Origin of the sequence: Bacillus sp. FSL M8-0025 (assembly GCF_037975475.1) — a bacterium.
GTDB lineage: Bacteria > Bacillota > Bacilli > Bacillales > Bacillaceae > Bacillus > Bacillus subtilis.
In genome coordinates this window covers 3,006,272-3,018,838 of sequence record NZ_CP150258.1, presented here as the reverse complement: position 1 = coordinate 3,018,838, position 12,567 = coordinate 3,006,272, and the positions used below count along the sequence as shown (strand labels likewise).

Sequence of the window (12,567 nt, the reverse complement as noted above, 5' to 3'; positions counted from 1 at the left end):
GAAAATGAAGTTAATTGTCTATAAGTATAAGCGCTTTCAGCAAAGGGCTTTTTTTTATTTCTTCGAATAAATACTATAAATGAAAACTATGATGTCAGAAAGGATGATTACATGGCCGCTGCCAGCCCGACAGCACATGATGTTTATCTTTTTCACGAAGGCAGTCTGTTTAAAAGCTATCAGCTGTTTGGCTCGCATTACCGCGAGCTGAATGGCAAAAGCGGATATGAATTCTGTGTGTGGGCGCCTCATGCGTCGGAAGTACGAGTGGCTGGAGATTTTAACAGCTGGTCTGGAGAAGAGCATGTGATGCACAGAGTGAATGATAATGGCATTTGGACGTTATTTATTCCAGGTATAGGAGAAAAGGAACGATATAAATATGAAATCGTGACGAATAACGGTGAGATCAGGCTGAAGGCAGATCCATACGCTATTTATTCAGAAGTCAGACCAAACACAGCGTCACTTACTTACGATTTGGAAGGGTACAGCTGGCAAGATCAAAAATGGCAAAAGAAACAGAAGACTAAGACGCTGTATGAAAAACCTGTTTTCATTTATGAACTGCATCTTGGGTCTTGGAAGAAGCATTCTGATGGCAGGCATTATTCCTATAAAGAATTAAGTCAGACGCTTATCCCTTATATCAAGGAGCATGGGTTTACCCATATTGAACTGCTTCCGGTGTATGAGCATCCATATGATCGTTCATGGGGGTACCAAGGAACGGGGTATTACAGCCCGACAAGCAGGTTTGGCACGCCGCATGATCTGATGAAGTTTGTTGATGAATGTCATCAACAAAATATCGGAGTCATTTTGGATTGGGTCCCCGGACATTTTTGTAAAGATGCACATGGACTCTATATGTTTGATGGAGAACCGCTTTATGAATACAAAGAAGAACGTGATCGGGAGAACTGGTTATGGGGCACGGCAAACTTTGACCTGGGGAAACCGGAAGTTCATAGTTTTTTAATTTCGAATGCGTTGTACTGGGCGGAATTCTATCATATAGATGGATTTAGGGTTGATGCAGTGGCTAATATCCTGTATTGGCCAAATCAGGATGAACGCCACACGAATCCATATGCTGTTGATTTTTTAAAAAAACTCAATCAAACCATGAGAGAGGCATATCCACATGTGATGATGATTGCGGAAGATTCTACAGAATGGCCTCAAGTGACAGGTGCCGTTGAGGAAGGGGGGCTTGGTTTTCATTATAAATGGAATATGGGATGGATGAATGACGTACTGAAATACATGGAGACGCCGCCCGAAGAAAGGCGGCATTGTCATCAGCTTATCTCTTTTTCATTACTATATGCGTTTAGTGAGCATTTTGTATTGCCGTTTTCTCATGATGAAGTCGTATACGGAAAAAAATCACTTCTTAATAAAATGCCTGGCGACTACTGGCAGAAATTTGCCCAGTATCGGCTTTTGCTTGGCTATATGACAGTGCATCCCGGAAAGAAATTGATCTTTATGGGATCAGAGTTTGCCCAATTTGATGAATGGAAAGATACAGAACAGCTTGATTGGTTTTTGGACTCCTTCCCCATGCATCAGAAAGCCAGCGTTTTTACGCAAGATCTTCTCCGCTTTTACCAAAAAAGCAAAATCCTTTATGAGCATGACCATCGTGCACAATCGTTTGAATGGATTGATGTCCATAATGACGAACAATCAATCTTTTCTTTTATTCGTTATGGCAAAAAGCACGGTGAGGCGCTTGTCATCATTTGTAATTTTACACCCGTGGTCTATCATCAATATGATGTTGGAGTTCCTTTTTTTACTCAATACATTGAAGTGCTTAACAGTGACAGTGAAACATATGGAGGCTCAGGGCAAATCAACAAAAAGCCGTTATCGGCTAAAAAGGGAGCACTTCATCATAAACCGTGTTATATCACGATGACCATCCCCCCTTACGGCATCTCGATTTTACGGGCGGTTAAAAAAAGAGGAGAGATAAAAAGATGAAAAAACAATGTGTAGCCATGCTCCTTGCCGGCGGGAAGGGCAGCCGTCTCAGCGGATTAACAAAAAATATGGCCAAACCGGCTGTATCTTTCGGGGGAAAATACAGGATTATTGATTTTACCCTAAGCAACTGTTCTAATTCAGGCATAGACACAGTCGGGATTTTAACGCAATATCAGCCGCTTGAGCTGAATTCCTATATTGGGATCGGTAGTGCATGGGACCTGGATAGATATAATGGCGGCGTGACGGTTTTACCCCCTTATGCCGAGTCATCAGAAGTCAAATGGTATAAAGGGACGGCAAGCGCCATTTATGAAAATCTCAATTATTTGAATCAGTATGATCCTGAGTATGTACTGATTTTATCAGGAGATCACATATACAAGATGGACTACGGCAAAATGCTTGATTATCACATTGAAAAGAAAGCAGATGTGACCATCTCTGTCATCGAAGTGGGCTGGGAGGAAGCAAGCCGGTTCGGCATCATGAAGGCCAATCCAGATGGGACGATCACACATTTTGATGAAAAGCCCAAATTCCCTAAGAGCAATCTTGCCTCAATGGGAATTTATATATTCAATTGGCCGCTTTTGAAACAGTATCTTGAGATGGACGATCAAAACCCTTATTCTAGCCACGACTTCGGCAAAGACATTATTCCTCTGCTTTTGGAAGAGAAAAAGAAGCTTTCTGCTTATCCGTTCAAGGGATATTGGAAGGATGTCGGAACGGTGCAGAGCTTGTGGGAAGCCAATATGGATTTGTTAAAAGAGGACTCGGAGCTGAAGCTGTTTGAACGCAAATGGAAAATTTACTCTGTCAATCCAAATCAGCCTCCGCAATTTATTTCATCTGATGCGCAGGTTCAAGATTCGCTTGTGAACGAAGGTTGTGTTGTATATGGAAATGTGTCTCACTCCGTTCTTTTTCAAGGTGTGACTGTTGGTAAGCATACGACTGTTACATCATCCGTCATAATGCCGGATGTGACGATTGGGGAGCATGTAGTCATTGAAAATGCCATTGTTCCTAATGGGATGGTGCTGCCGGATGGCGCAGTGATTCGCTCCGAAAAAGACATTGAAGAGGTGCTGCTCGTTTCAGAGGAATTTGTAGAAAAAGAATTGATTTAATTACTGAAGAGGGGGCAGAGTCAGTGTTCAATAATCAAATGTTAGGTGTTATAGATGAAACCACATATAAGCATTCTCTTCAGGATTTAACAGCACAGCGGTCGCTCGGGGCGATCCCTTTTGCCGGCAGGTACCGACTGATTGATTTTATGCTTTCCAACATGGTGAATGCGGATATTAGGAGTGTTGCAATTTTTCCGAAGTATCGTTACCGTTCGCTCATGGATCACCTTGGGGCGGGTAAGGAATGGGATTTGCACCGGAAAAAGGACGGCCTCTTTTTTTTCCCGTCTCCCCATCTTCATCACGAATACGATGAATTCGGTTCCTTTCGCCAGTTTTCGGACCATCTAGATTACTTCCACAGAAGCACTCAGCAATATGCTGTTATCTCCAACAGCCATACCGTATGCAACATTCAATTTCAATATGTGCTGAAACGCCATCAGGAGGTTGGCTGCGATGTCACCGAGGTATTTCAGGACGGCCAGTCGCTGCAAATTTATATCATGTCTACAACACTTTTAAAAGATTTGATCTACGGACATAGTGAAAAAGGCTATAAAACCATTCAGGAGGCTGTTGAAAAGGAAGCTTCCGCCCTGACCATTTGCCCTTATGAATATTCAGGTTATGCCGCAGTTATTGATTCGGTGGAAAAATATTATACCCACAGTATGGAACTCATTCAGCCTCGTTTTTGGCAGCAGGTGTTTTTGCCGCAGCAGCCTATCTACACAAAAGTGAAGGATGAACCGCCGACGAAATACGGAAAACACAGCACTGTCAAAAATTCTTTGGTGGCAAACGGCTGTGTGCTTGAAGGAGAGGTTGAAAACTGCATTTTGTTCAGGGCGGTTCATGTCGGAAAGGGTACGAAGCTGAAAAACTGTATTATTATGCAAAAAACGCAGATTGGCGAGGATTGTCTTCTTGAGCAGGTCATTTCGGATAAGGACGTTAAAATCGGCAAGTCGACGGAAGCTGCTGGAACAGCTGACCAGCCGCTTGTATTAAGAAAAGGTTTGGTGCAAGGAGAGCTGATGAATTCTTGAAGATATTATTTGCTGTGTCAGAATGCACCCCATTTGTTAAATCAGGAGGTCTTGCCGATGTAGCAGGTGCTCTGCCAAAGGCACTTGCACGATTAGGCAATGAAGTAGCTGTGATGCTGCCGAAGTACAGCCAAATACCTGAACCGTGGAAAAAGCGTATGAAAAAACAGGCTGAGTGTACGGTAGCTGTCGGCTGGCGGCAGCAATATTGCGGAATTGAACATATGGCCGAAGATGATGTGAATTATTACTTCATCGACAATGAGTACTATTTCAACAGGGATTCGTTGTACGGGCATTATGATGACGGTGAGCGGTTTGCCTTTTTTTCAAGAGCTGTACTGGAGGCTGCCAAAGTTGTGAATGTTCCAGCCGATATTGTTCATACTCACGATTGGCATACAGCGATGGTCAATTATTTGCTGAAAGAGGAGTACAGAAAACATCCTTTTTATGAACGGATGAAAAGCGTGCTCACGATCCACAACCTGCAGTTTCAAGGCATATTTCCTCCTGATGTCACACATGACTTGCTGGGTCTTGAGATGGATCATTTTCATTATGAAAGGTTAGAATGCAACGGATTTGTTAATTTTATGAAGGCGGGCATCATTGCGGCTGATCATGTGACAACTGTGAGCCCCACTTACAGAAATGAAATATTGACTCCGTATTATGGTGAGCAGCTGGAACAGGTTTTGCAATATAGGGAAAATGATGTAACCGGCATATTAAATGGCATTGATGATACGTTCTATCAGCCGAAAAGCGATCCTTATATAGAGGCGCAATACGATTCAGGGGATCTTGCATGCAAGTTGGAAAACAAAACGAAGCTTCAGCGGCGGATGGGGCTTCCAGAGAAAAACGATATTCCGCTGATCAGTATGGTGACAAGGCTCACTAAACAAAAGGGGCTTGATCTTGTCCGCAGAATTATGCACGAACTTCTTGAGGAGCAAGACATACAGCTGGTTGTGCTGGGCACAGGAGAACGTGAATTTGAAGATTATTTCCGGTATGCAGAATTTGCTTTTCATGAGAAGTGCCGGGCTTATATCGGGTTTGATGAGCCGCTAGCCCATCAAATTTATGCGGGCTCTGATATGTTTTTGATGCCGTCGAAATTTGAGCCGTGCGGTTTGGGGCAGCTCATTGCGCTTCAATATGGCGCCATTCCGATTGTCAGGGAAACGGGCGGTCTTTACGACACTGTCCGTGCCTATCAGGAGGAAGAGGGAACGGGCAATGGCTTTACGTTTTCCGCCTTTAATGCGCATGATCTGAAATTTACGATAGAAAGGGCGCTGTCGTTTTATTGCCAACAGGATGTATGGAAGAGCATCGTGAAGACCGCTATGAATGCAGATTACAGCTGGGGGAAGTCGGCTAAAGAGTATCAGCGTATTTTCGAGCAGGTGACAAGGAGTGGACGGGATGTTCTCGAGTAAAGAACGCTTTGCAGACTTATTTTTAAAGCGTCTGGAAATGACGTGCGGAAAAAGCTTTAAAGATTCTGCCAAGCTGGATCAATATAAAACGTTGGGCAATATGGTCAGAGAGTATATCAGCGCTGATTGGATCGAAACGAATGAAAAAAGCAGATCAAATTCCGGGAAGCAGACATATTATTTATCAATCGAATTTCTGCTCGGTCAGCTCCTTGAGCAAAACTTAATGAATCTTGGTGTTCGTGATGTTGTAGAAGCTGGTTTAAAGGAAATCGGCATCAATTTAGAGGAAATCCTTCAGATAGAGAACGATGCAGGTCTCGGCAACGGCGGGCTTGGCCGCTTGGCCGCTTGCTTTTTAGATTCTCTTGCTTCGTTGAACCTGCCGGGGCACGGGATGGGCATACGTTATAAGCATGGCTTGTTTGAGCAAAAAATTGTAGACGGGCATCAGGTGGAGCTGCCTGAGCAATGGCTGAAAAACGGGAACGTATGGGAAGTAAGGAATGCGGATCAAGCAGTGGACGTGCCGTTTTGGGGCAAAGTCCATATGACAGAAAAAAGCGGGCGCCTGCATTTTCGCCACGAACAAGCGACAATTGTTACCGCTGTTCCTTATGATATCCCGATCATCGGCTATGAAACGGGCACTGTCAACACGTTAAGGCTTTGGAACGCCGAGCCCTATGCGCATTATCACGGCGGTAATATTTTGTCTTATAAGCGAGAAACAGAAGCGGTTTCTGAATTCTTATATCCCGATGACACCCATGATGAGGGGAAAATTTTACGGCTGAAGCAGCAGTATTTTTTAGTATGCGCAAGCTTAAAAAGCATTGTGAACAATTACCGTAAAACACATAAATCTTTATCCGGCCTGCATAAAAAAGTGAGCATTCATATTAATGACACTCACCCTGCGCTTGCGGTGCCTGAGCTGATGCGGATTTTGCTCGATGAAGAGAACATGGGCTGGGAAGAAGCTTGGCATATCACTGTACATACGATTTCTTATACAAATCATACAACATTGTCAGAAGCGCTCGAGAAATGGCCGATTCATTTGTTTAAGCCGCTGCTCCCGCGAATGTACATGATTATTGAAGAGATCAATGAGAGGTTTTGCCGCGCAGTTTGGGAAAAGTATCCGGGAGACTGGAAAAGGATAGAGGACATGGCGATTACAGCGCATGGTGTTGTCAAAATGGCTCATCTGGCCATAGTAGGCAGTTACAGTGTAAATGGCGTTGCAAAAATACATTCCGATATATTAATGGAAAGGGAGATGCGCGACTTTCACTTGCTGTTTCCGAATCGTTTTAACAATAAGACGAATGGAATTGCCCACAGGCGCTGGCTGTTAAAAGCGAATCCAGGCTTGTCTGCCATCATTACAGAGGCGATCGGTGATGAATGGGTCAAACAGCCGGAATCACTGATCCGTTTAGAACCGTACGCCACTGATCCTGCATTTATTGAACAGTTTCAAAACAACAAAAGCAAGAAAAAACAAGAGCTTGCCGATTTGATTTTTTGCACGGCCGGGGTGGTTGTGAACCCTGACAGCATATTCGACGTACAGGTGAAACGGCTTCATGCATATAAACGGCAGCTGCTGAATGTTCTTCACATTATGTATTTGTATAACCGCCTCAAGGAGGACGCCGGGTTTTCAATCTACCCGCAAACCTTTATTTTCGGGGCAAAGGCTTCACCAAGCTATTATTATGCCAAGAAAATCATTAAGCTGATCCATTCTGTCGCAGAAAAAGTCAATTATGATTCGGCAGTCAAACAGCTGATCAAAGTTGTTTTTTTAGAAAATTATAGAGTTTCTATGGCTGAGCGAATTTTTCCGGCATCAGACGTAAGTGAGCAAATTTCAACCGCAAGCAAGGAAGCGTCTGGTACAGGGAATATGAAGTTTATGATGAACGGGGCTTTGACGATCGGCACGCATGACGGCGCAAATATCGAGATCCTTGAGCGGGTGGGCCCTGATTGTATTTACACGTTCGGCTTAAAGGCGGATGAAGTTCTATCGTATCAGGAAAACGGCGGCTATAGATCGAGGGAATATTATCAGCATGACAGGAGAATCAGGCAGGTAGCGGATCAGCTGATCAATGGTTTTTTTGAAGGAGAAGCAGATGAATTTGAATCGATCTTTGACTCGCTGCTTCCGCATAATGATGAGTATTTTGTGCTGAAGGATTTCAGCTCATATGCAGATGCACAGGAGCGAATTCAAGCTGATTATCGGGAGCGAAGGAAATGGTCTGAGCGTTCGATTGTAAACATTGCTCATTCTGGATATTTCTCCAGCGACCGCACGATCCGGGAATATGCGAAGGACATTTGGGGCATCAAGCCGATGATGTGAAAAAGCCGCTGTATAAGCGGCTTTTTTTGTTCACAGATTCATTGAATTGATTGTAAAGGATAAGAACGTCGCAAATGCACTCCATAAAAAATAAGGCAAAAGAAGATAGCTTGCGGTTCTGCTGTATTTTTTGGCAATGATCAGTAATATGATTGCTGTGATGGCGACAAGCAGGCAGTCAAGCGATGCAGCCAGCAGATTTTTTTGCGTAAACTGGAAATAGCTGAAGGCTTGATTGAGCACGTAATTTATCAAAAGTGTAAACCAAAAGCTTTTCGCACCTTTAAATGAAAACGCAGCATATACAATGGCTGCTGAAAGGGAGATCAGGGCAAACAGGATGGCCCAAATGATGCCGATCGCAGTTCCGCTTGGCGTCCAGTCCGGTTTTTTCAATGAATTGTACCATTCTTGGTCCACAGGAAACAGGTAGCCTGCGGCTGAAAACAGCGCATATGTAATCACAAAAACGGCTAAAGCGCCGACAATCTTTTTCATATTTGCAACCTCCGCATGTATTTAATTACCCTTTATCTTATAAAGATCAAACCCCCGATATGCGGGGGAAATGATGGTCTTAAATAAGCTGCCGCAATGCGTTTGCTTTAATGCGTTCATATTCAAAAGCTGATTCTAATTCTTCCTTCGGTAAAGCAGACTTGCGGACGTATTTTTCGCGAATGACATCGTAAAGCTCGTAAGGAAACAGCATATCAATAAACATGACTTGTTTTTGTTCTTCAGTTAATGGGGCTCTGGATTCGTATGCGTTCAGCATGACATTAAATGTTTCTTCATCCCAAACGCCCGTCGTATCCAAAAGCGGAATAATCATTTTGCGCAAATCGCGAATAGGCAGATCAAATGAAACGGTATCTAAGTCAATGACCCAAATCTGTTCATTTTCCCCTAAGAGTGTATTTCCGGTTCCGTAATCCTGGTGGCAAAGGTTAGGGCTTTTTTTCAGCTGTTCAGTCCATGGAACATAGGTCGACTGCAAAAGCTGGTCTTTGATGCGCAGCCCGTCTTCAATAAAGCCATCTATCTCCTGAAGATAAAACTGTGAGAAAGGATCTTCTTTTTCCGCCTCCGCCATCAGCTTCCACGTTTCCATCTGTTTGCATCGTTTCGTGTAGTGATTCGGCCAGCGACCTAATTTGGTAAATACGGGAACGCCATTTGGCGGCTGATATCCGACGGAAGCTGTATGAAAATCAGCAAGGCCTTTCATGATAAACTCCAAGTCCTGCTTTACAGTCAGCTCAAACGGCCTTCCTTCGATCCAGTCATATACGACAAATAGAAATGAGCCGTGCTTGGAATATAGGCTGCCTTTTTTGTTTGGGAGTATGCCAGGAACATTCATGCCTTTTTTTGCTAAATAGTCCTGCGCGAAAATGGAAAACAACGCTTTCTTTTCTGGCCTGTGTATTCGTTTTAGACAAACCGCGCCGGAGTCTGTGTGGACCTTCCAGACAAGCGCCATCTGGTTTCCCTGAATGACGTCTATTTTTTCAGCCTGCACATCCCATCCTTGAAGCACATTTTCAGCCAGCTCCGTTAATTTTTTTGCATCTTCTGCTGATAAAGGAAGCTCTGATGAATTCCCCTCCTCAATGACTTCATGGTTTTCTGCCATTAAAGGACACATCCTTACCTGTTTTACTCCTACCTTATGAATCAAAAGGAAAAAATGATTGAGTTATTTGACTATATTTAATAGATGAATCTGGTTGTTTACCCGTTTTGTTTTTAGGGCAGTCCCATTCCGCACAAGTTGGTTGTTCAGCCGTATCATGATTCTAACTAGTTAAAAATCATGCAGGAATGGAGGCTATGTATGAAAATAGCACTGATCGCCACAGAGAAGCTTCCTGTCCCATCGGTTCGAGGAGGCGCCATTCAAATCTACCTAGAAGCGGTTGCCCCTTTAATTGCCAAAAAACATGAGGTGACTGTGTTTTCTATTAAAGATCCGAATCTCGCTGATAGAGAGAAGGTAGACGGTGTCCATTATGTGCATTTGGATGAAGACCGTTATGAAGAAGCCGTTGGAGCAGAGCTGAAAAAGAGCCGTTTTGATCTTGTGCATGTTTGTAATCGCCCAAGCTGGGTTCCGAAATTGAAGAAACAGGCGCCGGATGCTGTTTTTATTTTAAGTGTTCACAATGAAATGTTCGCTTACGATAAAATCAGCCAGGCGGAAGGCGAGATTTGCATCGACTCCGTAGCGCAGATTGTTACGGTCAGCGATTATATCGGACAGACGATCACAAGCCGTTTTCCGTCAGCACGATCAAAAACAAAAACGGTGTATTCCGGTGTGGATTTAAAAACGTACCACCCTCGCTGGACGAATGAAGGGCAGCGAGCTCGCGAAGAGATGCGAAGCGAGCTGGGGCTTCACGGCAAAAAAATCGTCTTGTTTGTCGGCCGGCTTAGCAAAGTCAAAGGCCCGCACATATTATTGCAGGCTTTGCCGGACATCATTGAGGAGCACCCCGATGTCATGATGGTGTTTATCGGGTCAAAATGGTTCGGAGATAATGAATTAAATAACTATGTCAAACATCTTCATACCCTTGGTGCGATGCAAAAGGATCATGTCACATTTATTCAATTTGTGAAGCCAAAGGACATTCCGCGCCTTTATACCATGTCAGATGTATTTGTATGCTCTTCGCAATGGCAGGAGCCTTTAGCAAGGGTGCATTATGAAGCGATGGCTGCGGGACTTCCTATTATTACAAGCAATCGGGGAGGCAATCCAGAGGTCATAGAGGAAGGGAAAAACGGCTACATCATTCATGACTTTGAAAATCCTAAACAATATGCCGAACGTATCAATGATTTGCTGAGCAGCTCGGAAAAGCGGGAACGGCTTGGGAAATACAGCCGCCGTGAGGCAGAAAGCAATTTTGGCTGGCAGAGGGTGGCTGAAAATCTGCTCAGCGTCTATGAAAAGAACAGATAGAAGGGGTGAACAGAGTGTACCAAAAAGAGCATGAAGAACAGATTGTGTCCGAAATTCTCAGTTATTATCCGTTTCATATCGACCATGTGGCGCTGAAATCGAACAAAAGCGGGCGCAAAATCTGGGAAGTCGAAACTGATCATGGCCCAAAGCTGCTAAAAGAAGCGCAAATGAAACCGGAGCGGATGCTTTTTATCACTCAGGCACACGCCCATTTACAAGAGAAAGGGCTGCCGATAGCGCCGATTCATCAAACAAAAAATGGCGGTAGCTGCTTGGGCACGGATCAGGTTTCTTACAGCTTATATGACAAAGTGACAGGAAAAGAAATGATTTACTATGATGCAGAGCAAATGAAAAAAGTCATGTCATTTGCCGGCCATTTTCATCATGCCTCAAAAGGATATGTTTGCACAGATGAAAGCAAGAAGAGAAGCAGGCTGGGAAAATGGCACAAATTGTACCGTTGGAAGCTGCAGGAACTTGAAGGGAATATGCAGATCGCAGCATCCTATCCTGATGACGTATTTTCGCAAACTTTCTTAAAACATGCTGATAAAATGCTGGCAAGAGGAAAAGAAGCTCTTCAGGCGCTTGATGACTCAGAATACGAAACCTGGACAAAAGAAACGCTCGAGCATGGCGGATTCTGTTTTCAAGATTTTACATTGGCACGTTTGACAGAGATCGAAGGGGAGCCTTTTTTAAAGGAGCTTCACTCGATTACCTACGATTTGCCGTCAAGAGACCTTCGTATTCTACTGAATAAAGTGATGGTTAAGCTTTCTGTATGGGATACTGATTTCATGGTCGCACTGCTTGCGGCCTACGACGCAGTGTATCCGCTCACAGAAAAACAGTACGAGGTACTTTGGATTGATCTCGCGTTTCCGCATTTGTTCTGTGCAATCGGGCACAAATATTATTTGAAGCAAAAGAAAACGTGGTCAGATGAGAAATATAACTGGGCGCTGCAAAACATGATTTCTGTTGAAGAATCTAAAGATTCGTTTTTGGATAAACTGCCGGAACTGTATAAAAAGATAAAAGCGTATCGGGAGGCGAATTGACATGAGGTCATCGAGACAAAAAGCCTCTATTTCTAAACTGGATCTCGACCAATTCGTATTTACACCGCCAGGACCGATGGGATGGCAGGCTCATGACTCAATCTCAGCTGAGAAGGAAGAAGAGGAGAAGCATTTAGATGTGGGCAGCATTCGAGAGCTCCCTCACATCAATGCACCGAAAGAATATCAAAAAGAAACGAAGGAAAAGGAAACAGATCGCAAAATCGTCGATGATGAAGAAGAAACAAAATTCGAAACCACTCTGGAGCCTGAGGAGGAGCGTGATTCGAAACGCTCAGCGCCCCCATATGAAGAAGAGGATGAAGATGAAGAACCAGACTTAGCGGAAGAAGCTAAAGTGGAAATCATCATTCTTCCAAGTGAATCTAAACCAGCTCCATGGTTTTCTCAAACTGTAAAGCGCAAGGCATAAAGTCACATTTATGCCTTTTTTTAAGTTCTCTGTAGCGAAAAAACAGCCCGTTTTGCAACACGAGCTG

General features: G+C 43.8%; 10 protein-coding genes. 8 read left to right on the top strand and 2 right to left on the bottom strand.

Features of this window, described 5'->3' with window-relative positions; genetic code table 11:
• Positions 1-111 precede the first annotated feature (111 nt).
• The 5 genes from glgB to glgP are packed head-to-tail and all read left to right on the top strand — an operon-like array spanning position 112 to position 8,023.
• Positions 112-1,995, top strand: a complete 1,884-nt coding sequence (glgB, locus tag MKX38_RS15620; RefSeq protein WP_213385770.1) for a 1,4-alpha-glucan branching enzyme — start codon at positions 112-114, stop codon at positions 1,993-1,995.
• Entirely contained in the window at positions 1,992-3,134 is a 1,143-nt protein-coding gene (locus tag MKX38_RS15615; protein ID WP_003229018.1) for a glucose-1-phosphate adenylyltransferase, read from the top strand. The genes glgB and MKX38_RS15615 overlap by 4 nt, the downstream gene beginning before the upstream one ends.
• Before the next feature lie 23 nt (positions 3,135-3,157).
• Complete coding sequence (glgD, locus tag MKX38_RS15610) at positions 3,158-4,189, top strand: glucose-1-phosphate adenylyltransferase subunit GlgD (RefSeq protein ID WP_339187670.1); 1,032 nt, start codon at positions 3,158-3,160, stop codon at positions 4,187-4,189.
• The gene (glgA, locus tag MKX38_RS15605) at positions 4,186-5,640 is read left to right on the top strand and encodes a glycogen synthase GlgA (RefSeq protein ID WP_213385768.1); all 1,455 of its coding nucleotides are present in this window, start codon (positions 4,186-4,188) and stop codon (positions 5,638-5,640) included. Before glgD ends, glgA begins: the two co-directional genes overlap by 4 nt.
• The gene (gene glgP / locus MKX38_RS15600; RefSeq protein ID WP_213385767.1) at positions 5,627-8,023 is read left to right on the top strand and encodes a glycogen/starch/alpha-glucan phosphorylase; all 2,397 of its coding nucleotides are present in this window, start codon (positions 5,627-5,629) and stop codon (positions 8,021-8,023) included. The genes glgA and glgP overlap by 14 nt, the downstream gene beginning before the upstream one ends.
• Before the next feature lie 30 nt (positions 8,024-8,053).
• Here glgP and MKX38_RS15595 read toward each other — a convergent pair whose 3' ends face one another.
• Both MKX38_RS15595 and cotI read right to left on the bottom strand, forming a co-directional pair.
• Positions 8,054-8,521: a TspO/MBR family protein gene (locus MKX38_RS15595; protein WP_080529711.1), complete on the bottom strand. Its 468-nt coding sequence runs from the start codon at positions 8,519-8,521 to the stop codon at positions 8,054-8,056.
• 79 nt (positions 8,522-8,600) lie between these two features.
• The gene (cotI, locus tag MKX38_RS15590) at positions 8,601-9,674 is read right to left on the bottom strand and encodes a spore coat kinase CotI (protein ID WP_015251374.1); all 1,074 of its coding nucleotides are present in this window, start codon (positions 9,672-9,674) and stop codon (positions 8,601-8,603) included.
• Positions 9,675-9,863: 189 nt separating this feature from the next.
• Between cotI and cotSA the strand changes: the two genes are divergently transcribed.
• The 3 genes from cotSA to MKX38_RS15575 are packed head-to-tail and all read left to right on the top strand — an operon-like array spanning position 9,864 to position 12,500.
• Positions 9,864-10,997, top strand: coding sequence for a spore coat protein CotSA (gene cotSA, locus MKX38_RS15585; protein ID WP_003229028.1), 1,134 nt, complete (start codon positions 9,864-9,866; stop codon positions 10,995-10,997).
• 14 nt (positions 10,998-11,011) lie between these two features.
• Positions 11,012-12,067 carry a spore coat putative kinase CotS gene (gene cotS, locus MKX38_RS15580; protein ID WP_088467357.1) on the top strand — a complete coding sequence of 352 codons (1,056 nt, stop codon included), beginning with the start codon at positions 11,012-11,014 and terminating at the stop codon, positions 12,065-12,067.
• Between the two features lies 1 nt (position 12,068).
• On the top strand, positions 12,069-12,500 hold the full coding sequence (locus tag MKX38_RS15575) for a hypothetical protein (protein WP_004399071.1): 432 nt from the start codon (positions 12,069-12,071) through the stop codon (positions 12,498-12,500).
• Positions 12,501-12,567 lie beyond the last annotated feature (67 nt).

Coding starts and splice junctions, on each gene's coding strand:
- glgB (WP_213385770.1), top strand. CDS start 112: ATGGCCGCTGCCAGCCCGACAGCACATGATGTTTATCTTTTTCACGAA.
- MKX38_RS15615 (WP_003229018.1), top strand. CDS start 1,992: ATGAAAAAACAATGTGTAGCCATGCTCCTTGCCGGCGGGAAGGGCAGC.
- glgP (WP_213385767.1), top strand. CDS start 5,627: ATGTTCTCGAGTAAAGAACGCTTTGCAGACTTATTTTTAAAGCGTCTG.
- MKX38_RS15595 (WP_080529711.1), bottom strand. CDS start 8,521: ATGAAAAAGATTGTCGGCGCTTTAGCCGTTTTTGTGATTACATATGCG.
- cotI (WP_015251374.1), bottom strand. CDS start 9,674: ATGTGTCCTTTAATGGCAGAAAACCATGAAGTCATTGAGGAGGGGAAT.
- cotSA (WP_003229028.1), top strand. CDS start 9,864: ATGAAAATAGCACTGATCGCCACAGAGAAGCTTCCTGTCCCATCGGTT.
- MKX38_RS15575 (WP_004399071.1), top strand. CDS start 12,069: ATGAGGTCATCGAGACAAAAAGCCTCTATTTCTAAACTGGATCTCGAC.